The organism is Anaerolineales bacterium, from assembly GCA_019637755.1.
Lineage (GTDB): Bacteria > Chloroflexota > Anaerolineae > Anaerolineales > UBA11579 > JAMCZK01.
Window position 1 is genome coordinate 1,462,242 of record JAHBVC010000001.1, and the last position, 25,555, is coordinate 1,487,796.

Annotated in this window: 27 protein-coding genes and 1 tRNA gene; 18 read left to right on the forward strand and 10 right to left on the reverse strand. The window is 58.3% G+C overall.

Annotated elements, in window-relative coordinates:
- Positions 1-42 precede the first annotated feature (42 nt).
- Positions 43-1,107 (forward strand): alanine--glyoxylate aminotransferase family protein, encoded by a 1,065-nt coding sequence (locus KF821_07055; protein MBX3005569.1) that lies wholly within the window; start codon positions 43-45, stop codon positions 1,105-1,107.
- Between the two features lie 54 nt (positions 1,108-1,161).
- Here the strand turns inward: KF821_07055 and KF821_07060 are convergent, their stop codons facing one another.
- Both KF821_07060 and KF821_07065 read right to left on the reverse strand, forming a co-directional pair.
- Positions 1,162-1,563 carry a phage holin family protein gene (locus KF821_07060; GenBank protein MBX3005570.1) on the reverse strand — a complete coding sequence of 134 codons (402 nt, stop codon included), beginning with the start codon at positions 1,561-1,563 and terminating at the stop codon, positions 1,162-1,164.
- Between the two features lie 28 nt (positions 1,564-1,591).
- Complete coding sequence (locus tag KF821_07065) at positions 1,592-2,245, reverse strand: response regulator transcription factor (protein MBX3005571.1); 654 nt, start codon at positions 2,243-2,245, stop codon at positions 1,592-1,594.
- A gap of 72 nt (positions 2,246-2,317) precedes the next feature.
- Here KF821_07065 and KF821_07070 point away from each other — a divergent pair, with 72 nt between their 5' ends.
- Complete coding sequence (locus KF821_07070; protein MBX3005572.1) at positions 2,318-3,706, forward strand: GAF domain-containing sensor histidine kinase; 1,389 nt, start codon at positions 2,318-2,320, stop codon at positions 3,704-3,706.
- Here the strand turns inward: KF821_07070 and KF821_07075 are convergent.
- Positions 3,684-4,976 (reverse strand): acetyl-CoA hydrolase/transferase family protein, encoded by a 1,293-nt coding sequence (locus tag KF821_07075; protein ID MBX3005573.1) that lies wholly within the window; start codon positions 4,974-4,976, stop codon positions 3,684-3,686. The genes KF821_07070 and KF821_07075 overlap by 23 nt on opposite strands.
- A gap of 216 nt (positions 4,977-5,192) precedes the next feature.
- Here KF821_07075 and KF821_07080 point away from each other — a divergent pair, with 216 nt between their 5' ends.
- Positions 5,193-5,759 (forward strand): DoxX family membrane protein, encoded by a 567-nt coding sequence (locus tag KF821_07080; GenBank protein MBX3005574.1) that lies wholly within the window; start codon positions 5,193-5,195, stop codon positions 5,757-5,759.
- A gap of 57 nt (positions 5,760-5,816) precedes the next feature.
- On the opposite strand, the gene KF821_07085 is transcribed toward KF821_07080, so the two are convergent.
- Positions 5,817-6,227, reverse strand: a complete 411-nt coding sequence (locus KF821_07085) for a CoA-binding protein (protein MBX3005575.1) — start codon at positions 6,225-6,227, stop codon at positions 5,817-5,819.
- Positions 6,224-7,195 (reverse strand): GNAT family N-acetyltransferase, encoded by a 972-nt coding sequence (locus KF821_07090; GenBank protein ID MBX3005576.1) that lies wholly within the window; start codon positions 7,193-7,195, stop codon positions 6,224-6,226. Before KF821_07090 ends, KF821_07085 begins: the two co-directional genes overlap by 4 nt.
- Before the next feature lie 43 nt (positions 7,196-7,238).
- Here KF821_07090 and KF821_07095 point away from each other — a divergent pair, with 43 nt between their 5' ends.
- Entirely contained in the window at positions 7,239-8,072 is an 834-nt protein-coding gene (locus KF821_07095) for a hypothetical protein (protein MBX3005577.1), read from the forward strand.
- Positions 8,073-8,077: 5 nt separating this feature from the next.
- Here the strand turns inward: KF821_07095 and KF821_07100 are convergent, their stop codons facing one another.
- Positions 8,078-9,085: a glycosyltransferase gene (locus KF821_07100; protein MBX3005578.1), complete on the reverse strand. Its 1,008-nt coding sequence runs from the start codon at positions 9,083-9,085 to the stop codon at positions 8,078-8,080.
- 94 nt (positions 9,086-9,179) lie between these two features.
- Here KF821_07100 and glyS point away from each other — a divergent pair, with 94 nt between their 5' ends.
- From glyS to KF821_07120, 4 genes are read left to right on the forward strand one after another with little or no spacing between them, the layout of a single operon-like run.
- On the forward strand, positions 9,180-12,254 hold the full coding sequence (gene glyS, locus KF821_07105; protein ID MBX3005579.1) for a glycine--tRNA ligase subunit beta: 3,075 nt from the start codon (positions 9,180-9,182) through the stop codon (positions 12,252-12,254).
- A gap of 3 nt (positions 12,255-12,257) precedes the next feature.
- Positions 12,258-12,875, forward strand: coding sequence for a dTMP kinase (locus KF821_07110; GenBank protein MBX3005580.1), 618 nt, complete (start codon positions 12,258-12,260; stop codon positions 12,873-12,875).
- A gap of 21 nt (positions 12,876-12,896) precedes the next feature.
- The gene (locus tag KF821_07115; protein ID MBX3005581.1) at positions 12,897-13,520 is read left to right on the forward strand and encodes a guanylate kinase; all 624 of its coding nucleotides are present in this window, start codon (positions 12,897-12,899) and stop codon (positions 13,518-13,520) included.
- Positions 13,517-14,326, forward strand: coding sequence for a rhomboid family intramembrane serine protease (locus KF821_07120; protein MBX3005582.1), 810 nt, complete (start codon positions 13,517-13,519; stop codon positions 14,324-14,326). Before KF821_07115 ends, KF821_07120 begins: the two co-directional genes overlap by 4 nt.
- A 24-nt stretch (positions 14,327-14,350) precedes the next feature.
- On the opposite strand, the gene KF821_07125 is transcribed toward KF821_07120, so the two are convergent.
- Both KF821_07125 and KF821_07130 read right to left on the reverse strand, forming a co-directional pair.
- The gene (locus KF821_07125; GenBank protein MBX3005583.1) at positions 14,351-15,139 is read right to left on the reverse strand and encodes an enoyl-CoA hydratase/isomerase family protein; all 789 of its coding nucleotides are present in this window, start codon (positions 15,137-15,139) and stop codon (positions 14,351-14,353) included.
- Positions 15,140-15,202: 63 nt separating this feature from the next.
- Positions 15,203-15,577 (reverse strand): hypothetical protein, encoded by a 375-nt coding sequence (locus KF821_07130; GenBank protein ID MBX3005584.1) that lies wholly within the window; start codon positions 15,575-15,577, stop codon positions 15,203-15,205.
- 101 nt (positions 15,578-15,678) lie between these two features.
- On the opposite strand from KF821_07130, the gene KF821_07135 reads away from it, so the two are divergent.
- The 6 genes from KF821_07135 to KF821_07160 all read left to right on the forward strand — a co-directional run bounded on the left by KF821_07135 (position 15,679) and on the right by KF821_07160 (position 19,063).
- The gene (locus KF821_07135; protein MBX3005585.1) at positions 15,679-16,038 is read left to right on the forward strand and encodes an EthD family reductase; all 360 of its coding nucleotides are present in this window, start codon (positions 15,679-15,681) and stop codon (positions 16,036-16,038) included.
- Positions 16,035-16,787 (forward strand): M23 family metallopeptidase, encoded by a 753-nt coding sequence (locus KF821_07140; GenBank protein MBX3005586.1) that lies wholly within the window; start codon positions 16,035-16,037, stop codon positions 16,785-16,787. Before KF821_07135 ends, KF821_07140 begins: the two co-directional genes overlap by 4 nt.
- A complete protein-coding gene (locus tag KF821_07145; protein ID MBX3005587.1) occupies positions 16,780-17,349 on the forward strand; it encodes an SDR family NAD(P)-dependent oxidoreductase in 570 nt (189 codons plus the stop codon). Before KF821_07140 ends, KF821_07145 begins: the two co-directional genes overlap by 8 nt.
- Positions 17,350-17,390: 41 nt before the next feature.
- On the forward strand, positions 17,391-18,173 hold the full coding sequence (locus tag KF821_07150) for an enoyl-CoA hydratase/isomerase family protein (protein ID MBX3005588.1): 783 nt from the start codon (positions 17,391-17,393) through the stop codon (positions 18,171-18,173).
- Positions 18,174-18,265: 92 nt separating this feature from the next.
- Positions 18,266-18,339, forward strand: a tRNA-Arg gene (locus tag KF821_07155).
- Between the two features lie 376 nt (positions 18,340-18,715).
- Positions 18,716-19,063, forward strand: a complete 348-nt coding sequence (locus KF821_07160) for a hypothetical protein (GenBank protein MBX3005589.1) — start codon at positions 18,716-18,718, stop codon at positions 19,061-19,063.
- A gap of 420 nt (positions 19,064-19,483) precedes the next feature.
- On the opposite strand, the gene merA is transcribed toward KF821_07160, so the two are convergent.
- Both merA and KF821_07170 read right to left on the reverse strand, forming a co-directional pair.
- A complete protein-coding gene (merA, locus tag KF821_07165) occupies positions 19,484-21,166 on the reverse strand; it encodes a mercury(II) reductase (GenBank protein ID MBX3005590.1) in 1,683 nt (560 codons plus the stop codon).
- A 2-nt stretch (positions 21,167-21,168) separates the two neighbouring features.
- Entirely contained in the window at positions 21,169-21,621 is a 453-nt protein-coding gene (locus KF821_07170; GenBank protein MBX3005591.1) for a MerR family transcriptional regulator, read from the reverse strand.
- Between the two features lie 276 nt (positions 21,622-21,897).
- Here KF821_07170 and KF821_07175 point away from each other — a divergent pair, with 276 nt between their 5' ends.
- The 4 genes from KF821_07175 (at position 21,898) to KF821_07190 (ending at position 25,502) form a co-directional block, all read left to right on the forward strand.
- Positions 21,898-22,101, forward strand: a complete 204-nt coding sequence (locus KF821_07175) for a hypothetical protein (protein MBX3005592.1) — start codon at positions 21,898-21,900, stop codon at positions 22,099-22,101.
- Between the two features lie 498 nt (positions 22,102-22,599).
- Positions 22,600-23,553, forward strand: coding sequence for a replication initiation factor domain-containing protein (locus tag KF821_07180; protein MBX3005593.1), 954 nt, complete (start codon positions 22,600-22,602; stop codon positions 23,551-23,553).
- Complete coding sequence (locus KF821_07185; protein ID MBX3005594.1) at positions 23,531-23,701, forward strand: hypothetical protein; 171 nt, start codon at positions 23,531-23,533, stop codon at positions 23,699-23,701. Before KF821_07180 ends, KF821_07185 begins: the two co-directional genes overlap by 23 nt.
- Before the next feature lie 31 nt (positions 23,702-23,732).
- Positions 23,733-25,502 carry a recombinase family protein gene (locus KF821_07190; protein ID MBX3005595.1) on the forward strand — a complete coding sequence of 590 codons (1,770 nt, stop codon included), beginning with the start codon at positions 23,733-23,735 and terminating at the stop codon, positions 25,500-25,502.
- Positions 25,503-25,555: the final 53 nt, after the last annotated feature.

Sequence of the window (25,555 nt, forward strand, 5' to 3'; positions counted from 1 at the left end):
CACGGGCACAGCACTCACGATTTTGGAGGATGGATGGGCCATTTGTTTATTCCCGGACCGGTGGATGTAGATCCTGCGATCGCCGCCGAGCAAACGCGGGCCATGCTGCCGCACCGCAGCGCACAATTTGAGGAGATCTTCCGCCGCGCCAGCGAAAATGCGCAGAAGCTGTTCTACACACAACACCGTGTATTCATCAGCGCCTCCTCCGGCACCGGCTTTCATGAAGCGGCGGTGCGCAACTTCGTCAATCAGGATGTGCTGTGCTGTGTGAACGGCGCTTTCGCTGAGCGCTGGAAGCAGGTGGCCGAGAGCAACGGCAAGCAGGCGGATGTGCTGAGCGCCGATTGGAAAGAGCCCATCACTGCCGCGCGCGTAAAAGATGCGCTGGGGCAGAAGAAGTACGAAGCTATTTTGGTGGTGCACAACGAGACGTCAACCGGTTTGGTGAACCCGGTGCAAGAGATTGCCGCGGTGGTGAAACAAACCAGCCCGGATACGCTGATCTGCGTGGATGCCGTCTCCTCTTTGGGTGGCGACAAAGTAGATATGGACGGCTGGGGCTTGGATATGGTGCTGACTTCAGCACAGAAAGCCTTGGCCCTGCCGCCGGGCATCGCCCTGGCGGCGGTGAGCGACCGCGCCATGGCCAAGGCCGAGCAGGTGGCCAACCGCGGCTGGTACTTTGACCTGGTGCGCATGGAAAAGCACCGCCTGAAGGACAGCACGCCAGCCACGCCGGCCATTGGCTTGGTGTATGCGCTGGATGCGCAATTGCAGCGCATGCTCGCCGAGGGGCTGGAGGCACGCTTTGCCCGCCATGCGGCCATGGCCGAACTGACCCGCACCTGGGCTGCCAGCCGCGGCCTGGCGCTCTACGCGCCCGAGGGCTTCCGCTCGCAGACGGTGACTACGATCGACAACACCCTCGGCATCGAGGTCAGCAAGCTCAACGGGTTTTTGAGCGAGCGCGGCATGCGCATTGCCAATGGCTACGGCCAGCTCAAGAATCTGACCTTCCGCATTGGTCACATGGGTGAACTGACCGTCACCGATATGGAGGAGCTGTTGGCCGCCATGGATGATTATCTGCACCAAGCTGCGTAAATAAAAAAAGCCCCGCATCTGCGGGGCTTTTTTTTTATGCGTGTTGAAACCTGCTTAGTTGGGGCGCTTGGCGTGCGGGCGGGGGCGCGGGCGGTCGTCGGGCAGAACTGCGAACAGCACCATCTGCACCAGGCTGACGATCAGCGCCCCGAGGAAGGCGGCACCAAAGTCAGAGATTTGCAGCGGCACGCCGAACAGATTGCTCAACCAGCCGGTGGCGTAGAAGAGCAGGGTGTTGACTACCAAGCTGAACAGGCCCAGGGTGAAGACGTAGATCGGGCAGGTCAGCAGCTTGAGGATGGGCGCCAAGAAGGCATTGATGATGCCGAAGAACAGCGCCAGCCACAGGTAGGTGGTCCAGCTTTCATTGACCACTGAAAGGCCGGGCACGATGGCGATGGCGGCGTATAGCGCCACCGCATTAACAACAAAACGAACGATCCATGAATTCTTCATAATGTATGGGTAACTCCTTACCTATCTCCTAGAGTGTCACGTAATTATCAATACGATGTTTTACCGCATAGGCGGCCGCTTCGGCACGGGTCGAAAGCGCCAGCTTGCTCAAGATCGAACTGACATAGTTACGCACGGTTTTCTCACTAAGGAAAACTTGATCGGCGATCTCTTTGTTACGCTTGCCCTGGGCCACCAACGCCAGCACTTTGAGCTCTTGCTCGCTCAGCGCGGCAAATGCTTCGGATTCGGCCTTGCGGGTGGTCTCGCGCATGCGCTTGAACACCTGCTGGGTCACTGCCGGGTCCAATAGCGATTCGCCGCGGCCAATGCGCTCCAGGGCGCTGATCAGCTCCTGGCTGTCGATCTGCTTGAGCACATAGCCGGAGGCGCCAGCGGAGATGGCATCGAAGAGCAGCTCATCATCGGCGAAGGTGGTGAGCATCACTACCTTCGTATCAGGCTGGACGGCCATGATCTCGCGCGTGGCGTCGATGCCGCTTTTGCCCGGCAGGCGGATATCCATCACAATCACATCCGGCTTGAAGTCGGCGGCTTTTTGGATGGCTTCGTCGGCGGTGCCGGCTTCCGCCACTACTTCAAACTGCGGATAGTGGCTAAGCAACGACTTAATGCCGAGGCGAACGACTTCATGGTCGTCGACGAGGAGAACCTTAAGCATGGGGCACTCTGTATAATCCCTTTTAATGATTATAGCATTGCCGCTTTTTTCACTTAGAAATCAAGGGGTGCAATGAGTACGCGCACCCTCCGCTGGATGGCGATCGTGCTGCCTTTGGTGTTCATGGTGGCCGTGATCTATGTACGCGTCACCCACGTGCCGCCTGAGCGCAGCGCCGAGGGCAACGTGTTTGCCGTGTTGGCTGTGGGCTTGGGCGCCAGCTTGTTCTCGATCTTCTTTTTCAACATCATCGACCGGCGTGAGGAAGAGATCATCCGCCGTGGCCAGCAGTTGGAGGCGTTGCATGAAGCCGCCCTGGCGCTGACCGTGGAGCTTGACCTGCAGGTGGTGCTGCAAAAAATGGTGGATATCAGCCGTACCCTGCTCGACGCCAAATACGGTGCCCTGGGCGTGGTGGCGCGCGGCACCAGCCAGATCCAGCAATTCATCACCTCCGGCATTGCCCCTGAGCAGCGCGTGCGCATCGGCGCGCCGCCGGTGGGCCTGGGCTTGCTCGGCCAGATCAGCCAGCACGGCGAAGCGGTGATCGTGGATGATATTGGCAAAGATGCGCGTTCGGTGGGCTTCCCGCCCAACCATCCCCCGATGCATAGCTTGCTAGTGGTGCCGATCAAATCCAAAGGGGAGATCTTCGGCAACCTATACGTCGCTGACAAAATTGTGCGCCTGGGGCCGGATGGCCGTGAAGGCATCTTTGGCTTCAGCAAAGCGGATGCCGAACTATTGCAGAAGTTTGCCACCCAGGCGGCGATCGCCATCGAAAATGCGCAGTTGCTGCGCAAAACGCAAGAGATCACCGTGCTGCAAGAACGCGAGCGCTTTGGCATGGCGCTGCATGATGGCATTATGCAGTCGGTGTACGCCGCGGGCCTCTCCCTGCAGGAAGCCAAGTATGAGATCAATGGCAACACCGAGCACGCCAGCCGGCGCATCGACCAGACCATCGAAAACCTCAGCCAGGTGTTGCGCGATCTGCGCAACTACATCATGGGCTTGCGCACCGGGCGCTTTCAGGGGCAGGATGTGGCCACCAGCCTGGGCCAACTGACCACTGAGCTGCGCGCCAACACGTTGATGACCGTAGTCTACGACGCGCCTACCAAGCTCAGCGTGATCCGGCTGGATGAGGAGCGTACCGAAGAAATTTTGCTGATCGCCCGCGAGGCGCTCAACAACATTCGCAAGCATGCCCAGGCACGCAATGTACTGGTGAGCTTGAAAGAAGCCGGTGATCTGGTGGTGCTGCGCATTGTGGATGATGGCATTGGATTTGATTTCGCCACGGCCACCGGGGGCGATGGCAACGGCTTGCGCAATATGCGCGAACGGGCGCGCAAGCTGGGCGGCGAATTGAGCATCGATAGCGTGCCCAGCCAGGGTACGCAGTTGCACGTTACGATGCCGTTATCGCGCGCCGCTACCAGCCCTGCTGACGCATAAAGTAACGCAACTCTTCGCGGTGCTCCGGGTGAGCTACGTTGATCAGCTCGCTGGCGCGCTCGCGCACGCTCTTGCCGTGCAGCGAGGCGGTGCCGTATTCGGTGACCACATAGTGCACATCGCCGCGCGAGGTCACCACGCCGGCGCCTTCGCGCAGGCGTGGCACAATCCGCGAGATGCCGCCTTTGGCCAGGGCCGGCAACGCCACGATGGCCTTGCCGCCCTTCGAGCGCACCGCGCCACGGAAGAAATCCACCTGGCCGCCGATGCCGCTGTAAAAATAGCCGCCTAACGAGTCGGCGCATACCTGGCCGCTCAGGTCCACTTCGATCGCCGAATTCACCGAAGTCATCTTGTAATTTTGGGCGATCACGAACGGATCATTGACGTAATCAGTCGGGTGCAGTTCGATCATGGCATTGTCTTGCACGAAATCGTACAGCCGCTTGGAGCCGAACAGAAAGCCGCCGACGATCTTGCCAGGGTGCAATGTTTTGGCGGCATTTGTTACCACACCCTGCTCTACCAGATCGACCACGCCGTCAGAAAATAGCTCGCTGTGGATCCCCAGGTTGCGCTTATCGCCCAACTTGGCCAGCACGGCGTTCGGCAGCGCACCGATGCCTAGTTGCAGGGTGGCCTCATCGGGGATCAGCTCTGCGACGCGTTCACCAATGGTTTCCTGCTCGGGCGTGATGTGCTTGTGCACTGCCTCGGGCAGCGGGTAATCCACCGCCACCATGAAATCAATATCGCTGACGTGAATAAACGCATCACCCAGTACGCGCGGCATCTGCGCGTTCACCTCGGCGATCACCAGGGTGGCTGCCTCCGCCGCCGGCTTGGTGACGCCGACTTCCACGCCATATGAGCAGAAGCCGTGGCGATCTGGCGGCGAAACCTGGATGAAAGCAATATCCAGCGGCAACTGCCCATCGCGAAACAGGGCCGGTACCTCAGACAAGAAGATAGGGATGTAGTCGGCGCGGCCTTCGTTCACCGCTTGGCGCGCCGGCGCACCGATGAACAAGGCGCGGTGGCGAAAATTATTGACGTAGCGCGGCTGCAAATACTCGCCGCCCGCAAAGGTTAGCACGTGCACCACTTCCACATCTTCGAGGCCAGCGGCGCGTGCCACCATGGCACGCTCGATCTCCTGCGGAAAGCCCGCGCCGCCGCCGAGGTAGATGCGCGCTCCGGAGGGAATACGTTGGACGGCTTCCTCAGCAGAAATATATTTTGGGGCGAAAAGGGTATCCGCGGCGTTCATAGGCAGATGATACATAGAGTTGCCTTGTTTTCCCAGATGACGAATGTACAAAAATCCTGTAAATTGTCCCTAATCTGTCGTAGGGAAGGGCCAGGCTTCCCAAGAAACTTGGGACACTGGGTAGGCAGAATGTCCCTAGTGCTAGCTGGCGAGAACGCGTACAGTAGGCCTAACTTTGGTTGACGAGTTTGCCAGGAGCAAACTCAGGAGGAAGAAATGAGCTCTGTTTTGCAAAAGGGTCGCCTTATTCAAGACCCGCCGTTCGCTAAGTTCTTATTCAATGATGTTCGTATGGCTTGGTTGTGGCTGGCAGTGCGTGTGTGGCTCGGCTACGAATGGCTGGAATCCGGCTTGGGCAAGCTCAGCAACCCCGGCTGGACCCAGACCGGTGAGGCCCTCAAGGGCTTCTGGAGCAACGCGGTGGCCATCCCCGAGACGGGCCGCCCGCCAATCACCTTTGATTGGTACCGCGATTTTCTGCAGTTCATGCTCGACTCGAACAGCTACGTTTGGTTCGGCAAGCTGATTGCTTACGGTGAAGTTCTGGTCGGTATTGCCCTGATCCTGGGCGCCTTCACCGGCATCGCCGCCTTCTTCGGTGGTTTCATGAACTTCAACTTCATGCTGGCCGGTTCCGCCAGCACCAACCCGCTGCTGTTCATCGCCTCTCTGGGCTTGATCATGGGTTGGAAGATCGCCGGTTACATCGGCCTGGACTACTTCTTGCTCCCCTGGATCGGCACCCCCTGGGGGCGGGAACCAGCAAAGAAAACAAAAAAGTAGCATCCGCTAGATAAAAAAAAGAGGCCCGCAAGGGCCTCTTTTTTTATGGCTTGGTGTTTAGCCCAGCAGACTGCGATGATCCACCATGATGCAGCGATCCATCACAATGGGCAGGCCGGCCGCTTCGGCGGCGGCTGCGGCCTGGGCATCTTCCACACCCAGTTGCGCCCATACCGCTTTGGCGCCGGCTTGGATCGCTTCGGCCACGATGGCCGGCAGGTGTTCGGAGCGCCGGAACACGTCGACGATATCAATTGGTTCGGGCACCGAAGCCAGATCCGGATACGAGGGTTGGCCATCGATCTCGCTCACCGCGGGGTTGACGGGATAGACGGTGTAGCCCGCCTGGCGCAGATACTGGGCAATGCGATAGCTGGTGCGATGCGGTTTATCCGAATGGCCTACGACGGCAATCGTGCGCGCCGTTTGCAACAGATTGCGAAGCTCCTCTTGCGTGTGTAGCGTCAAAACGAATCCTCCCAGGGAAAGCGCATCCAGATCAGGGTGCGCAAAACAGTGAACCCGGCGGCATCAAAGGCCGGGATGGCCAGACCGGCGGGGTAATTCAGCGCCAGCTTGCGGTCAGGCTCCAGATGGCGGCTGGCCGCAGCCAGCAAGGCCGCCAGGGGCGGCTGTGGGTCATCGGCGGCGGCGGCCAGCCATAAGCGATCGGCTTCCAAATTCGTGCGTTGCCAGGTGAGCACGGCCCGCAAGCTGCCGGCAGCCTGTGCGCTCCATTGTAGCGTGCGCGTGGGGCCGAACAGGCGATGCAAGCTGCCTTGCAAACCGGGCTGCAGGGCGGCCAGGTTGAGTGGCAACTGCCAGCGCACATCCGCCGGGTAGCTATGCTTCAGCCACGCGGATTGCTGCGGCCAATCGTGCGCCTGGCGGCTGCGCACCCCCGCCGCCGGTCGTGCCGGGCGATCGGGCGGCCAGCCGCGCCAACTGGTGCGGCGCAATTTTTCCACGAAGCCCAGGCGCTGGTAGAGATGCACCGCGGTGGCATTGGTTTGGTCTACCTGCAACCAGGTTTCTGGGCCGCCGCGGGCGCGTAAATCGTCCAGGGCGGCCAGGGTGAGTTGCTGGGCAATGCCGCGGCGCTGGTAGGCCGGGTGCACCGCTACGTTGGCGATCAAATAGCGCGTGTGGCCGCCGCGAGGTTGCGGGATCAGGTTGAGATTGCCCACCAGCACGCCATCTTCGACCCAGACCATGCCCATCAGTGGGGCATCGCCCTCCAATGGTTGTGGCAGCCAGCGCCCGGCGCGGGCAGCTTGGCGCATCTGGCGGATGTAGGCGTGGCCGTCAGAATCCAGCGAGGGGGCAAAGCACAGCTCCACCAGATCGGCCACCGCCAGCAGATCGCGGCGCACATAAAAGGGGCGCAGGTTGGCGGGGCGGGGCTGGGAGGCGAGATGGATGGTTTGGGCGCTCATAGCCGCGCGTCAATTATAGTGCCGCGTTGATATAATCCGTTTTATGCACACCCAACAGCCGCTGCTGAGAAAACTCCCCCTGCTTTTGGTGATGGCCAGCTTGCTGGCGCTGGTCTTGCTCTCGGCTTGGCCCGGCCAGGCGGTTGCCGCCCCTTTGCTGCAAGCCACACCCCAGCCGCTGCCTGAGCCTGGCGCGGATGGACGCGTGCTCTACACCGCACTGCCCGGCGATTCACCGTGGTTGATTGCCGGCAAGTTCAACATTCCCATCGAGCAGTTGCGTATTTTGAACTCCTGGGGAGCTGACAAAATCCTGCAAGAAGGCGAAACCGTGGTGTTGGCCGTGGTGACCGACCCCGCGCCCACCAGCCAGGCGACCTCTGAAGTTGTGGCCACCTCTACACCGGAGGGCATGCCCGGTACCGGCACGATTTGTGTGCTGCTCTTTGAAGATGCCAATGGCGATGCGATGCGCCAGGATGATGAATTTGGTATTCCCGGCGGCGCCGCCAGCGTGAGCGAGCGCACCAACCTGGCTTCACGCACCGGCGATACGGTGCAACAAACCGATGCAGATGGCTTGCCGGTGCCCATGTGCTTTGATGATCTGCCCGGCGGTGAGTACACCGTCAGCGTAGCCGCCCCGGCGGGCTATAACCCCACCACGGCGCAGAATGCGACGATCCAGCTCAACCCGGGGGATGAAACCAGCCTCAACTTCGGCGCGCAACCCGGTTCGGGCAGCGGGCTCAACCTGCTCACGCCTGAAGAGGGTGGCCCGCCTTCCCCATTGATGGGTTTGCTGGGCATCGTGTTGGTGATTGCTGGCGGCGGGCTGGGCGTGTATAGCTGGCAGCTCTCGCGGCGGCGTTTTTAAGCCAACTACGCGGCCAGCGTTTGGTAGGCCGCATCCAACGCAGCTTCAAAAGCGCCCGCGTCCCAGCTGGCGCTTTTTTGTGCCGCTTGCTGCTCCAGGGTGGCGCGCAGGCCCTCCTCCACCACCAGGGTAATGATCGCCGCGCCCAGGCGGCGCGCATCGCCCGCGGGCACCAAGTACGCCGCGGCGCCGGCCATCGCCGCGCTGCGCGGCTCTTGCAGAGCCACCACCGCTTTGCCAGCTGCCAGTGCCTGGCGCAGCGGGCTGCCCCAGGCCGGCGGAACCTCCGGATGCAGGAACGCGGTGCATTGTTGGATCACATCGGGCAGTGCGGCCGGGCTGGGCTGGATCAGCTGCACGCTGTCTTGTAGATCACGGATGGCAAGCTGGTTTTCCAACCAGGCTTGCTGCTTTGCGTCCAAGCCGGCAATGTGCAAGGGATACAGCTCGCCGATCGAGCCGGCGGCCCAGCTCCATGCGTTGAGCAAATGCGCTAACACCTGTGCATCGCCCGAGCCTTGGTACAGCAAATACTCCTGTGCTGGGTTGGCGGGCTCATGGGGCGAGGGTGTGGCAAAAGGTGGCAGGTTGTGTACCTGGCGCTCCGGCGCGGGCAGATCGTGCGGCCACAGCAGCCTGGCGCGTGCCAGGCCGCCTTGCGCCTGAGCCGCCGCCATGCGGCTCCGGCCAGCGGCCTCCGTTGCGTACTCTGCCGGGCTGACCAACGTAGGCAGCTTGCCCAGCAGGGCCGCGGCGGCCGCGGTGGTGTGGATCGCCGCTGCGCCGTGCTCGGCAGCCAGCACCTGCAGGGCGCGTTGCTCCCAGTCGCCGCGGTTACGCGGCGTCAGGTGTAGCGGATGCACACCGCTGGGCAGCTCGCTGGCGACCGCTGCCGGCAGCGCCAGCAGCCGCTCGACCCTGGCGGGTGCTGCGGCGAGTAGCTCGCGCAGGTGGGTTGCCGCCGGGCTCAGCGGCGCATAGGCCAGCGGCCAACCGTCGTAGAGAATACGCATGCGAAGATTATATGTGAGTGAACGTATAGGGAAGCGGGCATCTGGCCTGGCCGGGCGCAGTGTGGGGCAAGCGGCCGTTTATAATTAGCGTTCAATGGCTAAATCAACCTCTAAAAAAGCGGCAACAAAGAAATCAGTAACCAAGGCTCGCAAAGCCACGCGCTCACGCGCCACCGCCCCCAAGGCAGCGCCGGCGCCGCGTGACTTTCAATCCATTGTGATGGCCTTGCAACAATACTGGATGGCGCAAGGCTGCGTGCTGTGGCAGCCGTACAGCCAACAGGTGGGCGCCGGCACGATGAACCCGGCCACCTTTCTGCGCGTGATTGGCCCAGAGCCGTGGAACGTAGCCTACGTAGAACCTTCGGTGCGCCCGGATGATGGCCGCTATGGGGAGAACCCCAATCGTTTGCAACAACACCACCAGTTTCAGGTGATCTTGAAGCCTGACCCTGGCAACCCGCAGGAAATGTATCTGCGTTCCTTGCAGGCAATTGGGATTGATGTGCACAAGCACGATATTCGTTTTGTGGAAGACAACTGGGCTTCGCCGGCGCTGGGCGCCTGGGGCCTGGGCTGGGAAGTATGGCTGGACGGTTTGGAGATCACCCAGTTCACTTATTTCCAGCAGGCGGGCGGCATCACCCTGGAGCCCGTCTCGGTGGAGATCACCTACGGTCTCGATCGCATCGCCATGGCCCTACAGGATGTGAGCTATGTGGGCGATGTGCGCTGGAATGCGCAACGCAGCTGGGGCGATCTCAACATGCAGGCCGAGCGCGAGCAGAGCAAGTATTACTTTGAGTTGGCCGATGTGGATCGTTTGCGCCAACTGTATGATCTCTACGAAGCCGAAGGCTTGGCGGCGCTGGAGGCTGGCTTGCTGTTGCCCGCCTATGACTACATGCTGCGCACCTCGCATACCTTCAATATTCTCGATGCGCGTGGGGCCATCGGCGTGACCGAGCGCCAGGCCTACTTCCGCCGTATGCGCGCGCTGGCCAGCCGCGTGGCCGAGGCCTACGCCGCCGAGCGTCAGCGCGAAGAGTACCCCTGGATCCCCGCGGTGGACGAGACCAAGGCCGCCGCCAAGCCGCCAAAAATCGGCGCGCCGAAAACCGCCAGCGATTTTCTGTTGGAAATTGGCACCGAAGAGTTGCCGCCGGATGATCTGACCAGTGCCGTGGCGCAGTTGAGCGCCAGCTTGCAGCAACTGCTCGCCAGTGAGCAGTTGGCGCACAAGGATCTGCGCGTGCAGGGCACGCCGCGCCGCCTGGTGGCCCTGGTCAGCGGCCTGGCGCCCAAGCAGCCCGATCTGAAGCAAGTGGTGAAGGGCCCGCCAGCGGCGCGCGCCTTTGGCGCGGATGGCACGCCTACCCCGGCGGCCGCGGGCTTTGCCCGCGGCCAGGGGCTGCCGGTCAGTGCGCTCGTCGTGGAAACCATCGACGGCGGGGAATACGCCGTGGCGCGCGTCGAACGCAAAGGCCGCTTGGCTACGCAGATCCTGGCTGAGAAACTGCCTGCCCTGATCGGCGGGCTGCGCTTTGAAAAATCGATGCGCTGGAATGAAAGTGGCGTTGCCTTCTCGCGCCCGCTGCGCTGGCTGCTGGCATTGCATGGCGATGTGCTCGTGCCGTTTGAGTACGCTGGCCTGCATTCCGCCACGCGCAGCCGCGGCCTGCGCCTGAGCGCCGGGGAGCAATTCACCGTGCGCAACGCCAAGGAATACTTCGCCAAGCTTAAGCAGCAGGGCATCTTGCTGGATGGCGAGCAACGCCGCGAAACCATCCGCCGCCAGGTGGAGAAGCTGGCCAGCAAGGCCGGTGGGCGCACGCCAGACGATGCTGCGCTACTGGACGAAGTGACCCATTTGGTAGAAGCGCCCACTGCGCTGCTGGGCGATTTTGACCCGGCCTATTTGGATCTTCCGGCGGAAGTTCTGATCGGCGTGATGAAGAAGCACCAGCGCTACTTCCCCATTGAAAAAGACGGCAAGCTGCTCAATCATTTCATTGCGGTTGCCAACGGCGATATTGACGCCAAGGCCGTCACCGCCGGCAATGCGGCCGTATTGCGCGCCCGCTTTGCCGATGCAGCGTATTTCATCCGTAAGGATCGCGAACACCCGCTGGCCTACTACGTGGATGGGCTCAAGCAGCTCACCTTCCAAAAAGAGCTCGGCTCGATGTGGGATAAGACCCAACGCATGGCCGAGCTCACCCAGATCTACGCGCCGGCACTGGGCCTGAGCGCCGCGGATGAAATTGCCGCGCGCGCCGCCCAGCTCAGCAAGGCCGATCTGGTGACCAAGATGGTGATCGAGATGACCTCGCTGCAAGGCGTGATGGGGCGCATCTATGCATACGAATCAGGCGAGCCGGCTGCCGTAGCCGATGCGATCTTTGAACATTACTTGCCGCGCTACGCCGGAGACCGCACACCCAGCAGCCCGGCCGGATTGGTGGTGGGCGTAGCGGACCGTTTGGATAGCCTGGCGGGTTTGTTCGCCGTGGGGCTGGCGCCCAGTGGCGCCAAGGATCCCTTCGCCTTGCGCCGAGCGGCCATCGGCCTGGTGCAGAATCTGATCGCTGGGGAACTGAGCTTTGACCTGCGCCAGGCGATCCAGCAGGCGGCGGTGGTGCAGCCGGTGAGCGCGAACGAGCAAGTGCAAACCGAGGTGCTCGAATTCATCGTGGCACGGGTACGCGCCCTGCTGCTGGAAAATGGTGAACGCCACGATGTGATCGACGCCGTTTTGGCGCAGCAAGGCCATGACCCGGCGCGGGCGGCCCGCGCCATCCGCGAGCTGACCGCGCACAGCGCCAAGGCTGATTGGCCGCAAACCCTGGCCGCCTTTGCGCGTTGTGTGCGCATTACGCGCGATCTGACCGAAACCTATCGCGTCGACGAAGCCGCGCTGATCGATGCCGCTGAGCGCGGCCTGCTGGCCGCACTGCAGCAGGCCGCGGCCACCCCACGCCTGCCAGGTTCGGTCAATGAGATGCTGGCTGCGTTCGCCCCGCTGATCCCTGCGATCAACACCTTCTTCGACAAAGTGATGGTGATGGCGGAAGACGAAGCCGTGCGCCGCAACCGCTTGGGCTTGTTGCAGCGCGTGGCCGCCCTGGCGCACGGCGTGGCAGACTTTTCGAAGATCGAGGGTTTTTAGGCCATGTTCATTACCCTCGAAGGGCCGGAAGGCAGCGGCAAGACTTCGCAGCTTCCTTTGCTGGAGCAGGCACTGCTGGCTGCTGGCTACCGCGTGCGCACCACGCGTGAGCCGGGCGGTACCCCCATCGGGGATCAAATTCGCAAGGTACTTTTTGATCTGGGCAACAAGGCGATGCAGCCGCGTACCGAGATCTTGCTGTTCCAATCTTCACGCGCCCAACTGGTGGAAGAGGTCATTCGCCCGGCCCTGGCCGCCGGCGAGGTAGTGCTGTGCGATCGCTACGCCGACAGCACGATGGCCTATCAGGGGTATGGCCACCAACTCGAGCTGGCGCCGTTGGCGGAGCTGGTGCGCTTTGCCACCGGTGGGCTCACGCCGGATCTGACCCTGTTTCTGGATATTCCGCCGCGTGACGGTTTGCGCCGCCGCGATGCCGGGGGCAATTGGAACCGTTTGGATGATTACCAGGTGGAGTTTCACGAGCGCGTGTATGCCGGCTACCGTGAACTGATCGCCGCTGAACCGCGGCGCTGGGTAGTGGTGGATGCCACGCGCCCGCCTGCCGAGGTAACGCGTGACTTGGCCGAGATTGTGCTGGCGCGCGTACAAAGCCGGTAGCGCCTTGTATAATCGGGCGCAATGAGCAAACCGAGCCCTGAATTTGGCCCCGTAGTCGAACCGCTGCTGATCGTAATTTCCGGCCCGTCTGGTGTTGGCAAAGACAGCGTGCTGGAGTTAATGAAGCGCCGCGGCCTGCCCTTTCATTTTGTTGTTACTGCCACCACCCGCCCGCCGCGCCCCGAAGAACGCGATGGCGTCGATTATCTTTTTGTCAGCCGCGAGGAATTTGCTGGCCTGATCGAAAAAGAAGAGTTGTTGGAATACGCCATCGTCTATAACGATTACAAAGGCATTCCCAAGGAGCAGGTGCGCAAAGCCCTGCGCAGTGGCGTGGATGTGGTGATGCGCGTGGATGTGCAAGGGGCGGCCACCATCCGCAAGATCTCTGAAGAGGCGATCCTGGTTTTTATCACCACATCCAGTGAAGACGAATTGGTGGAACGCCTGGAACGGCGCAAGACCGAAACTCCTGAAAATCTCAAGCTGCGCATTGCTACGGCACGCCAGGAATTCAAACGCATTGATGAATTCGACTATGTGGTGGTGAACCGCGATGGCGAGCTGGACGAGACGGTGGACCGTATCGAAGACATCATCTCGGCCGAGCATCATCGCGTTAAGCCTCGGCGCGTGCACCTGTGAGCGAACACCCTGAAGGTGCCGGGCCACCCGAGGCCCAGCCAGCCCAGCCCTTGGGGCGCATCCAGCCCCGGCGCGTGCCGGTGCGATTACCGCAGCGCAAGCCAGTGGTGGTGTATGCGCTGTTGGCGCTGACGCTGCTGGTGTACGCGGTGCAAGCGCTCACCGCCCTCGGCGTATTGGCCTGGGGCAACTGCCCTTACTTCCTAAGCCCGGATTTGCCCGCCTGCTATGGCATGAAGGTCAATGAATTGATCTTGCAAGGGCAGTGGTGGCGTTTGATCACCCCAGTCTTATTGCATGCCAGCTTGGTGCATGTAGCTTTCAATATGTATGCCTTGTATGCCCTCGGGCCGGAGCTGGAGCGCATGTTTGGGCATGCTGCGTTCCTGGCGCTGTACCTGGTGAGCGGCTTTGCGGGCACGGTGGCTTCGTTCCTGATGAGCGCGGCCGCCTCATTGGGCGCTTCAACAGCGGTGTTCGGCTTGTTGGCGGCGCACGCCGTCTTTGCCTACCGCAATCAGCGCGTGTTTGGGCGGCGTGCCCAGGCGGTGGTGCGTAGCATTTTGCAGATTGCTGCGATCAACTTCCTGATTGGTCTTTCCCCTGGCATTGATAACTGGGGCCACTTTGGCGGCTTGCTCGGCGGGCTGATCTTCACCTTCCTGAGCGGCCCCGTCTTTGAGCTGCGCGAGCGCCCCGAGGCGCTGGAACTGGTGGATCGCAATGCGCCCAACCGAATTTGGCTGGGTGCATTGGCGGTCTTGCTGATCTTTGGCGCGGCGGCGGCCGGCAAGCTGCTGGCCTAACCGGGCGCGGCGAGCTGCGTGCAGCTAGTTGCCCGCAGCCTTGGCGTAGTCCGGCGCGCGTTTCTCCACAAAGGCGGCCAGGCCTTCTTTGTGGTCACTGCCCTCGCCGGCAACTTCCTGGTTGTGGGCTTCGTAATCCAATACGTCTTCCAAATTGGCGAGTAAGGCTTTGTTGAAGGCGCGCTTGGTGAGGCCCATGGCGTTGGTGGGGCCTTGTGCCAGGCGCAGCGCCCACTCCCAGGCACTTTGCGGCAGCGCGTCAGCCGGCACCACGGCGTTGAGCAGGCCCCAGGCCAGCGCTTGTTCCGCGCTGATCGGCTCGTTGTAGAACGCGGCCTGGCTGGCGCGGCCAAGGCCGATGATCGCCGGTAGCATGAGCGAGACCGCCGAATCAGGCGCCAGGCCAATGCCGCTGAAGCCGATGACGAAGCGCGCGTCGGGTGAACCGATGCGGATATCGCAGGCCAGCGCCAGGCCGAGCGCGGCCCCGGCGGCGGCGCCCTGGATGGCAGCCAGGATCGGCTTTTCCAGTTGACGCATTTGCAGCACCAGCGGGTTGTAGGTTTTTTGCAGATGCTTGCGGAAAGAGACGTGGCCGTCTCCGCCAAACTCAGTTACATCCTGCCCGGCGCTGAAAAGCTTGCCATTGGCCTGCAGCAGAATACTGCGCACCGCCTTGTCACGCTTGGCATCCTTAAAGGCGTTTTGCAGCTCCACCGCCATCGCGGTAGTGAATGCATTCGCCTTGGGCCGGTCCAGCGTGAGTACCAGTACGCCTTCCTTGAGTTCGCGCGCGATCATTGCATCTGCCATGCTGCCTCCGTATGAGCGATATTCAATTGAATTGTAATGGAGCCGGGTGAGCCAGCAACGCGATTAAGGCAGCGCCTCGAAGTCGTCGCCATCCTCTTCGTCATCGTCATCAAAATCAATGGCGAGTTCGATCTCTTCGTCAGGCAGGCGTACCCACAGCATCAACATTTCACCTTCATCGGTGTTGGCGCTGCGCGCCGCCAGGATCGGGGCGGTTTTGTTGTTGCCGTCTTCGTCGCGGTATTCGAGGGTGATCGCCTGGCGGCCCTTCCAGGCGCGATAGCAACGCTCCACCAGCTCACCGCCGTTAAAGGTGCGTAAATGGGTGAGCGCTACGCCGTATAAAGTTGGGCCTTCAAGCACGCCGGTAGACCAGCCATCGTCTACCACTTCAAAGGTAGGTGGCGGCCCTTCGATGATTGTTATCTTGTCATCCATAGTTGCTATATCACTTGCGCGCGTAGTTTACCATACGCAAAAATCGATTGGGTGCCAGGTTGAAGGGCATTAAAGAGGCGGGGGTTATAATCCCGGCGCCTATGTATAAATTGGTCATTTTGATCGAGCCGCAGGACGATGCGGCTCATTTTGACAGCCGCTGGCCACTATTTTTGGCCGAGGCCGAGCGCATGCCCGGCTTGCGCCGCGAGGTTACCAGCCATATTGATCGCGTGCTGCACGGCAGTTACCCCATCCACATGATCCATGAGCTGTACTTTGATTCGCTGGCGGCAGTCGCCGAGGCGATGGGCTCCCCGGCGGGTGAGCGTGCCGGCCAGGTGCTGCAGGAGATCACCGCGGGCAAGGTCACTTTGCTGTTTGCGGACCATTTGCAGGATGATCTGGCTCATTTTCGCCGCGGCGCGGCGGACGATGCCCCGCCCGGAGACCGGGCGTGAGCCGGCGCGTGGTGCTGGGTTTGGCGGCGGTACTGGGCCTGGCCCTGGCTGTGCTAGCAGGGGTGTATATCTACAATCGTTATGTGCCAGCCGCTGGGCGTTGGGCGCTGTTTCAAGATCTGCATACCGACCGCAGCTTGTTCACGCGCTATGCGATTGCGCCCGGCAGCCATTGCGGCACGGCCCCCTTTGCCTTCCCTACGCATGGCGTCATTCTCGGCCTGTGGAACCAGTCGTACCGTTTTGGGCACACGCATACCGGGCTGGATATTTTCTCTGGCACGCAACCAGGGGTCACCCCGGTGTATGCCGCCTATCCGGGTTATCTCAGCCGGTTGCCCGATTGGCGTTCCACGGTGATCATTCGCATCCCCAGTGACCCTTTGCAACCGGGCCGCCAGATCTGGACCTATTACACGCACATGGCCGATGTGAACGGCGAGAGCTTTATCTCTGCCGAGTTCCCCGCCGGCACCGCAGAGGTGTATGTCGCGGCCGGCACCTTCTTGGGCTACATGGGCAACTTCTCTGGCGAAGCGGGCGTGCCCACCGGCTTGCATTTACATTTCTCGATCGTGAAAGATGATGGCGAAGGCCACTTCTTGAACGAGAGCCGCATTGGCAATACCTATGATCCATCGCCGTATTTCAATATAAACCTTAACCACCCGCGTAACCCGCACGAAGTACCACTGTGCGCCGGCACCAGCACGGTGGAGAAATGGAACCTGGTAGGCAACGATGAGTGAGCGTGTAGTACTTGTGACCGGGGCTGGTACCCGACTGGGCCAGGAGCTGGGGCGCGGTTTTGCCACCGCCGGCTGGCGCGTCGCACTGAATGACCTCTTACCCACCCGGCTGGATCCGTTGGTGGCTCTGATCCAGCAGGCGGGCGGCCAGGCCGCGGCCTACCCAGCCGATTTGACACGCAAGCTGGCGCTGCAGACGATGCTGCAAGCCGTGCTGGAACACTGGGAGCGCGTGGACGCTTTGGTGTTCATTCCCAGCGTGCATCCAGAGAATGGCCTTCTCGATCTAGACGAGTGGGATTGGCACCGCACCGTGGATGCTACGCTGACGGCTGGCTTTCTGATCACCCAGTCAGTCGGGCGCGTGATGCGCCAGTTGGGTGGCGGGGCGATCGCTTATGCCGGCGTGCCCGCCGCGGCGGCCCCGGTGTACACCGCCGCTGCCGTCGGACTGCAAACGCTGGCGCAGGCGGCCGCGGCCGAATTTGCCGCGCATCACATTCGCCTGGCTTGGTATCCCGAAGCCACGGCAGCTACGCTGCTGGCGGAGCTGGCCGGCTAGCTCCAGTACAATGTTGGCAAGTGCAGCCAAGGAGTACACAGATGATAGACGCGAATAGCCCCCTGATTCGGATCGAACGGCGCGAACGGGTTGCTTTGCTCATCCTCAACCGGCCACAGGCGATGCACGCCTTGACGCGTGATCTGATGGTGGAGCTGACGGATGCGTTGGAGCAACTGGACGCTGACCCAGGGGTGGGCGCGTTTGTGATCACTGGCGATGCGCGGGCCTTTGCCGCCGGCGCCGACATCAAAGAAATGGCAGATGCCTCTGCGGTTGAATTGCTGCTCAAGGAGCATATTTCACCGTTTGATCGTATTCAGCATATAACCAAGCCGATCATTGCGGCAGTTTCCGGTTGGTGTTTGGGCGGTGGCAATGAATTGGCCATGTCGTGCGACATGATCGTAGCCTCCGAAAGCGCCCGCTTCGGCCAGCCCGAGATCAACCTTGGCGTGATCCCCGGTGCGGGGGGCACCCAGCGTCTGACGCGTGCGGTGGGCAAGGCACTGGCGATGGAGATGGTGCTGAACAATCGCACGCTCAGTGCCGAAGAGGCCCAGCGCTACGGCTTGGTAAACCGCGTCGTACCAGTGGAGCGTTATTTGGATGAGGCGCTGCAGTTGGCGCACGAGATTGCCGCGCGGGCCCCGTTGGCTCTGCGCCTCGGCAAAGAGGCGGTCAACCGCGCCTTTGAAACTCACTTGGCCAATGGAATTCAAGAGGAGCGCCGCGCCTTCTACTTCTTATTTGCTTCGGAAGATCAGAAGGAAGGGATGCGCGCTTTTGGTGAGAAGCGCAAACCAGACTGGAAGGGTAAATAGAACCTGCTTCTATAGCGATACACTATTAGGTAGTTGCCTGAACCGGCCCGCCGGCTCGCTGCAACACAAGTCCGCCCGTTGAGCGGATGTAAGCCCCGGTAGCTCAAATGGATAGAGCAGAGCACTCCTAAGGCTAAGGCTGTGGGTTCGAGTCCCACCTGGGGCACCTTACAAGACCCAACACGAACCATCTAGCAAGGAAGATAGCTTACTGCTAGCGTTTCAATTTAAGCAACGAGAAAAGGTTGCCGAGTTATCTTCTAAGGACAGAAAACAACGGGCTGGAACTTGAATAAACCAGACAGCAAAGAAATTCTTGAAACTATAGTAGAAAAGTATAAGGTCCTGAAAAGTTTCGGTTTTTTTGAACATGTTGTTGCAGTGGGGCTTGGTTTCAGAACGACCAAAGAACAAGATGCAGAACATTTACAGTCGAGTTTGATTTACCAGAGGAAGAAAAGGTACATGCCTTTGTTAACACCCTGCGAATTTTTACTCTTGAAAAACAACCTGTTTCAATACCCGCCCTCAGGCATTTACTTTTGGATGAATCGATTTCAAAAGAATGGAGAAACAAAGCCAGCGACCTCAGAACTCAATATATTGCATTCATGGAAGCGTTTCCGCCTTCTGTTAACGATCTTTGGGGGAAGCGACCAACACATCAAGAAATATTTGACGTCATGGTATATGGCAATCTAGTGAAGGTGAACAACCCTGATAAGAGAGCTAAATATAAAGAGTGGACAAAAGATGATATTCGTAAGTTTGTACTTCAGCAGGAATTCACAAAGGTAATGCTGGCAATTTACGCATTTGTTGCCGATTTAGCAGATATTACAGTTCTAGAATTATCAAAGCCTAACAAGGATTCAGCATCTCTTGCATAAAGACCAAGGGCTTATGAGTTCGACCCACGCTCTAAAATTTTATGGGAAATCCAGTTTTTAGGAAAAATAGGGGGAAAATTGCGTTTATAGAGTATAAGGTTTCTATCTCATCCAAGCTGGTTGCACCCGCGTTGCACCCGAAATGGAGCTAGGAAAAGACGACCCTATTTTTAAGACCGAGGTTGACCTATTTAAGTAACCTTTACAGTGAGGCGAGTTGAGCACTCCGATTTTCATCTTTCGACCGCCGCCGTTGCCTGGTCAAGTTCGGGAACGCCTCGGAACGCAATCTGATTATTTATCAAGGTGACGGGAGTAGAGAAGATATTATTCTCATTTGCTAATTGACGCCCCTCACGGCTATTGAGATCTCGCAAAACTTTCTGGATGAGTATATTGCGACGGAGTAATCTGGCTAATTTAGGCTACGCAGCAAGAAAGCATAGCAACATCTTTTTCAAAAGCAATTGCTGCTAGTTTTAGCCCCTCAACCTGGGTTAAGTACGGGAATAGGGTATCTGTTAAGTCATCGACTTTGAGACCAAACTTGATCGCCAAGGTTGCGGATTGAATGACCTCGCCCGCTTCAGCGGCAAGAATATGCGCGCCTAGAAGCCGGTTGGTTGTTTCATCTGCTACTAGCTTGATAAAACCGCGTGTATCGCGGGCTGCCTGCGCCCGAGCTACATACTCAAGACTGACAGTACTGGTTTTGACTTTGATTCCCTCAATTTTGGCCTGGGCCTCCGTCAATCCAACGGTTGCAATTTGTGGGTCGGTAAAAATAACGCCTGGTACAGTTGACAAATCAAGGGGCTTTTTTGTGTCCGTGAGAGCATTTTGGGCCGCTATCGATCCTCCGGCAGCGGCCACGTATACAAATTCTGGATTAGTGGTCACATCACCGGTAGCATAAATCGCCGGATTGGAACTTTGCATGTATCTGTCTACAACGATTGCGCCGTTTTGCTCCAGCTCAACATCCCTGTTCTCCAACCCCATACCCTTTGTGTTGGCTTCTCGCCCAAGGGCCATCAGGATTTGATCGGCTTTGAATTCTCGCTCCTGCCCCAGCACGCGGGCATGAACAGATCGAGTGTCGCCATCTTGACTCAAGCGCCCAACTTCAACACCAGTGATAACGCTGACCCCCTCTTGCTCCAAATAATCTTTTATTGCCCGACCAATCTCGGGCTCATGGTCCGGCACCAGGCGAGTACTGCGTTGAAGGATCAAAACATTAACACCCAAGCGCGCCATTGTTTGCCCTAATTCCAGAGCCACAGCTCTCCCTCCCAAGATGATGAGTGACTTTGGCAACTGCTCTAATTCCATCAACGTAGTGCTATTCAGTGGTTCGGCTTCCTCAATCCCTGGAAAGTTGACCATACGGGGTTGCGCGCCTGTTGCGATCACGTATCGATTGGCCTTATAAAGCGTGTCTCCTACCTGCACCTTTCCCCCTTCGGTAAATTGGGCAAAGCCTTCAATGTAGGTGATGTTGGGATAGGCAGCCAAAACATCTGCATATCTGCTTTGGCGCATCTGCGAAATGAGTTCATCTTTTTGGGAGCGAACAGTTTCCCAATCCAGATTGCCTTGCTGAGTATTAATGCCTTTGAAGGGATGGTGACCTGCGTTGTGCCAGGCTTCGGCAGCTCTAATCAGGGTCTTGGAAGGTACACAACCCCTATTGACGCAAGTTCCCCCAATAGTGCCATGGCCGACCATGCCGACTCGAAATCCTAGGTCTGCGCCCTTTATCGCTGCGGCAAATCCGGCTGATCCAGCACCAATGACCAGCAAATCAAAGTTGTTTTCCCCGTGTCCGTTAGAAAAAGTGGAACCACTTTGTTCCACGTTGTCATCAACTATTGAAACGGTTTTAACCCTAGCGTGGTACCCGGCTCTCTCTACGGAAGCTGTTAGAGCTTCCTCGGACACTTCAGCTTCTGCGATAACAGTTGCCTTGCTCGACTGCCAATTAGGTATATCTACAGACTTAACCCCTTCAACCTGACTGAGTGCCCTTTCGACATGGTTAGGACAAGTGGCACACGTCATGCCGCGAACATCTAAATCAAGCTTTTTATATTGCGCCATCTTCACCTCTTGTACGTACTTTCTAATTCAGCTTGTTGGCTGACTAAATGACAAACACAATTTTTTCCTTCTACATCATCAGCTGGAAAGGTGAGGCCAAGAGAAAAAAGCTGTTTTAAATCTTTCTCCAAAACCTGCAACTCGATTATTCTTTGATTTATCTCTTTGGCTTTGTTATCTAGCAAATCTAGCAAAACGCCACACGGGGCGATTTGTCGGTCCCGCAGATCTAAGATTTCTTTGATGTCACCAAGGGACAAATCCAGACGCCTCGCACCTGTTACTAACTTCAGCCGATCTACATCGACTTCAGAATATTCTCGATAGCCATTAGGCTTGCGTGATGGTGACGGCAATAAGTTAATTTCCTCGTAGTAGCGAATTGTTTTTGCCGGGACACCAGTTCTTTCTGCCAACTCGCGGATTTCCATAATGTCTCCAATTCGGGCTTTCATCGTCCAAGTCTATACCTTCCAGCGACTGGAATGTCAAGAACCGTTACAGAAATTGTCATATGAAATTTGGAAAATTAGGTTGCTTTGATCTTGTCAAGGCATTGGACAGAAAACACTCTTGACTTAATTAGAACATGTGTGCAATTTTATTGGCCTCAATAAGAACTCTTGTCAAGGGAGGTGATGCCAGAGAGAGCCACTAGGTAGAAAAAATCGGGACTGCCGCTGCGGTAACAGCAACAGTCCCTAACCGTCGAAAAGGCGTTGGTGACGGATGTGTTCACCTCCGACAAGACCGGAACCCAGTTCGCCACTGTGCAGACCGAAAATGGCACGTTCAAGTTCTCGTCCCGAAAGGGCGGATATGACCTGGGCAAACTGCCGCGTATCGAACCCATGAAGATCCGCGCCACGCTTCACGGCCGCGTCTTCCAAAAGGGCGGGCAGGCAGTTCGAAATCTGTTTTTGGAAAGGAGGTAACAGGGCATGACAGCAGCTGAGCTGATCACAGCTGCAACGGGTGTGATCACCGCCACGGTCTATATCACTTGGAAATAAACAGGTAATTCCCAAAAGCAAAATGAATTAAATCCGGCGAGCAAGGCGTGTTGGTGCTTTCCCAACCGCTGAGCGAGGCGGACACGCACCGTTTACCAGGTGCGTAATGGCGGAAGCCATTAACTCTCATCAAGTAGAGATGGCGTTAAATAGTTGTCATGGTCAGCCTTTGTTTCTTTGACGATGACGACTATTAGCCCAAAAAAAGCCGACCCAGAAAGGGTATTGAAAGCGCAATGTGGAAAAGAAGGTTCTCATTTTTGAGTGTGGCGTTTGGGAGGGGTACCCGCCGCCAGGGCGGGGAGGGTGCCCAAACGCTCACTCTCGAAAATTCAAATTTCGCTTTCCTTTGGGAAGGCATGAACCCCCCGATACTAGCAGGGGGGTGAAAGTTTCAAAATAAGGTAACCAAGGAGGAAAATGGCAGTATTGTTCCGCGTGCATTGGCTCTCAGTCACGATCTGGGGCACCAAAGAGTATGGCCTCAAAATGTGGCAGGAATGGTTCGAGGGGGTATTGGGGCCAATGCAGGCAGTAGGACACGGAGGGAGAGGATTTAAGAGCTTGTTCAAAGCTCTCCTGGAAGCGAAGTTGTACGCAGACCCCATCGCCCAGGCAGGAAATGAGGGGAACCCATATTTTGGCCTTGAATTACCAGGCTCGGCCTGTGATGCCGTGCCGGATAAGCTGCTGCAAGAATTTGTCATCGTATTAGAGCGCTGGGAGAAAGCCAGGATCACCAGGTTGGACTTGGCCTGGGATGGTACTCCCTTCACGCCAGAGCAGGTCAAAGAAGCCGTTGAGCTGGAGCAGATGCGCTCCTATCTGCGGCGCGAAAAGATGCTGTACTCCATCTCCCCGTATGAGAAGCGTGAAGACGGTCAAATCGGCACCAGCTCCCTGCGGTTGGGCTCCAGCCAATCCACCAGGATGCTGCGCGTTTATGACAAGCATGGGCCTGTGAGGCTGGAAATGCAGACCCGTGCAGAACGGGCAGACATGATCGCCAGGGATGTGCTGGTCAAACTGCCTCAGTTGTGGGTGGACAGGGCTATATCTCATCTGCGAGATTATGTAGATTTCATCGAGCAAGAGACGGAGAAGCTTCTGCCTTGGTGGAACGCCTTTGTAAACAACCAAGCCAGAGCGATGAAGACCGTCTCGGATGCCCGCACCATCGAGCTCAACCGCATGCTGGCCTGGGTGGACAACCAGGTGTCGCCAACATTGAGCGTTTTAGCAGATGTAGTTGGCAGCCAGGCGATTGAAGCCTTTGTGGTGTCCGGTAGAAGGAAGCGCGGCCATAAATTCAATGCCTTGCTGGAGGCCAGTGCCAAGGGAGGGAAAGCGCATGGCAGCTCAGAAGAAGAATAAGACCCAGCCCTCCAAGCTGGACAAGGCTGCCGTTCAACGCCTGCTGGACCTGGCTCGCATACTGAAAGAAGTTGCCAGCACAGAGGACATCGAGCGGATCAAGCGTAGCCTGGCCACCTTTCAGAACCGTGAATCGCCAGTTTCTTGACTTGCGATTCGGCGGAGTTTAAAATTTCCTCATGAGCGAGATCGTGATTTCTCCAGGCTGGGCCAGCTACCTGCGCGTCAGTGATGAGGACAAGCAAACGCCGGAACGCTCGTTTGCCTTCCAGCGCAAGCACATTCAGGACAGCTTGCTGGCCAGCTCGAATGTCGAATTCAAGCGTGAATATTGTGACATGCTCACCGGCACCAGCCCGAACCGCGCAGACTATCAGCAGATGCTGAGCGATGCCCAGGCTGGGAAGTTCTCCCACTTGGGTCTGTATCGGGCAGACCGCTTTGGCCGCAATGCAGTGGAGGGACTGCAAGCGGCCACTAAGCTGATTAGCTGGGGTGTCAAGGTTCGGGTAGCTAATATGCCCACCCTCCAGCCGGAAACTCCGGATGGCTTCTTCATGTTCCTGTTGCAGATGGGCTTAGCGCAGCGAGAAGTGGATGTGTTGCGTGAACGCACCCGGGATGGGATGGAAGCCAAGATGCGTATGGGCGGCTGGCCTAACAAAGCTCCCTTTGGTTATGTCAACAAAGAGAAGCTAGTTTCCAGTAACAAGTATGACCGCTGGGTGGAGCAAGACCCCAACAGTATCCAAGTGTTGAAGGATGCTTGGGATTTTCTGCTCACTGGCCGCTATACGCTGGACCAGATATGCGAAGAACTCACCCAGCGCGGCTACACAACCTACAGCGGCCGTCCCTGGGCCTGGAATGACCCTAAAACGGGCCGCAGGGAATATGCGGCCAACCGCCTGCACAAAATCCTGCACAACCCGTTCTATGCAGGCTGGGTCACTTCAAAGCGTTTTGGGATCGTCGCTGGTGAAGTTCGAGGCTCCTGGGAGGCAATTATCACGCCCAACCAATTCCAGAAGGGCGTAGATATTCTCAGGAAGAACGGCTCCGAGAAATCCTACGAGCGCAAGAACTTCTACCTGCTGCGTGGCCTACTCTGGGCAGAAGTCGGTGGTGAACGCTACAAGTTGCACGGCTCCACACCGAGCGGGCGTTCACAGAGCTACTCCTACTACATCACCCATGCCAAGCCAGGCGGCACCAGCCTGCACATCCCTTCCAAGCTGGTGGATGGGCAGATGGTGGATTTGCTGCAAGGCATTGAAATAGACGCGGACTTGATTCCAGAAATCCGCAAGATCTATGTTCAAGAAGTCCAGCAGTTCACCAACCAGGATAGGGACAAGCAGGTGGCCGACATGCGCCAGCGGCTGTCTCAGCTCAAAGAGGAAGAGGCGCGGCTGGGTCGCTTGCTTATCACAGGCAAGATCACGGAAGAAGCCTATGACCAGCTGCGCCTGGAATGGCAGGAAAAGCTGCGGAATGTAGAGCTTGGTTTGGCAGAGATGGAGCGGGATGCCAAGGTTCACCTTGACGATCTGGACTTGGCCATTGGGCTGCTAAGGGAGTTGGTGGATTACTACTTCTGGCTGGAGGACAAGCAGAAGAGCACCTTGCTTCAAATTCTGTTCAAGCGGCTGATAGTTGACGAGAAGGGCCGCCTGGTAGACTATGAGTTGAACTCGCCTTTCGTGTATCTGCGCTCCCTGGCTGACCGTTTCGGGCCGCCCTCGGAGCCTTCAAGCGGTTCGGTACAAGTCCGCGAAGGGGCATTACTGGAGAGGGAATGTGCCCTTTGGGCACATTCCCTCTCCAGTTTAGGGAGTTCCTACTCGGTTGTGCCGAGTGACGAAATTCCACGCATTGGAATCGGTACACATCCGCGAAGGCACATTCCCTCTCCAGCTAGGGAGTTCCTACTTCGCTGCGCCGAGTGACGAAACTCCACGCGCTACTCCCCATGGCCCACTATCCCGACCGGAATTTTAAA

Bases quoted from the DNA above. Each gene is read 5' to 3' on its own strand.
- KF821_07110 (MBX3005580.1), top strand. From the start codon at position 12,258: ATGTTCATTACCCTCGAAGGGCCGGAAGGCAGCGGCAAGACTTCGCAG.
- KF821_07190 (MBX3005595.1), top strand. From the start codon at position 23,733: ATGAGCGAGATCGTGATTTCTCCAGGCTGGGCCAGCTACCTGCGCGTC.
- KF821_07115 (MBX3005581.1), top strand. From the start codon at position 12,897: ATGAGCAAACCGAGCCCTGAATTTGGCCCCGTAGTCGAACCGCTGCTG.
- KF821_07185 (MBX3005594.1), top strand. From the start codon at position 23,531: ATGGCAGCTCAGAAGAAGAATAAGACCCAGCCCTCCAAGCTGGACAAG.
- KF821_07060 (MBX3005570.1), bottom strand. From the start codon at position 1,563: ATGAAGAATTCATGGATCGTTCGTTTTGTTGTTAATGCGGTGGCGCTA.
- KF821_07150 (MBX3005588.1), top strand. From the start codon at position 17,391: ATGATAGACGCGAATAGCCCCCTGATTCGGATCGAACGGCGCGAACGG.
- glyS (MBX3005579.1), top strand. From the start codon at position 9,180: ATGGCTAAATCAACCTCTAAAAAAGCGGCAACAAAGAAATCAGTAACC.
- merA (MBX3005590.1), bottom strand. From the start codon at position 21,166: ATGGCGCAATATAAAAAGCTTGATTTAGATGTTCGCGGCATGACGTGT.
- KF821_07065 (MBX3005571.1), bottom strand. From the start codon at position 2,245: ATGCTTAAGGTTCTCCTCGTCGACGACCATGAAGTCGTTCGCCTCGGC.
- KF821_07170 (MBX3005591.1), bottom strand. From the start codon at position 21,621: ATGAAAGCCCGAATTGGAGACATTATGGAAATCCGCGAGTTGGCAGAA.
- KF821_07070 (MBX3005572.1), top strand. From the start codon at position 2,318: ATGAGTACGCGCACCCTCCGCTGGATGGCGATCGTGCTGCCTTTGGTG.
- KF821_07180 (MBX3005593.1), top strand. From the start codon at position 22,600: ATGGCAGTATTGTTCCGCGTGCATTGGCTCTCAGTCACGATCTGGGGC.
- KF821_07100 (MBX3005578.1), bottom strand. From the start codon at position 9,085: ATGCGTATTCTCTACGACGGTTGGCCGCTGGCCTATGCGCCGCTGAGC.
- KF821_07090 (MBX3005576.1), bottom strand. From the start codon at position 7,195: ATGAGCGCCCAAACCATCCATCTCGCCTCCCAGCCCCGCCCCGCCAAC.
- KF821_07135 (MBX3005585.1), top strand. From the start codon at position 15,679: ATGTATAAATTGGTCATTTTGATCGAGCCGCAGGACGATGCGGCTCAT.
- KF821_07130 (MBX3005584.1), bottom strand. From the start codon at position 15,577: ATGGATGACAAGATAACAATCATCGAAGGGCCGCCACCTACCTTTGAA.
- KF821_07125 (MBX3005583.1), bottom strand. From the start codon at position 15,139: ATGGCAGATGCAATGATCGCGCGCGAACTCAAGGAAGGCGTACTGGTA.
- KF821_07075 (MBX3005573.1), bottom strand. From the start codon at position 4,976: ATGAACGCCGCGGATACCCTTTTCGCCCCAAAATATATTTCTGCTGAG.
- KF821_07080 (MBX3005574.1), top strand. From the start codon at position 5,193: ATGAGCTCTGTTTTGCAAAAGGGTCGCCTTATTCAAGACCCGCCGTTC.
- KF821_07095 (MBX3005577.1), top strand. From the start codon at position 7,239: ATGCACACCCAACAGCCGCTGCTGAGAAAACTCCCCCTGCTTTTGGTG.
- KF821_07145 (MBX3005587.1), top strand. From the start codon at position 16,780: ATGAGTGAGCGTGTAGTACTTGTGACCGGGGCTGGTACCCGACTGGGC.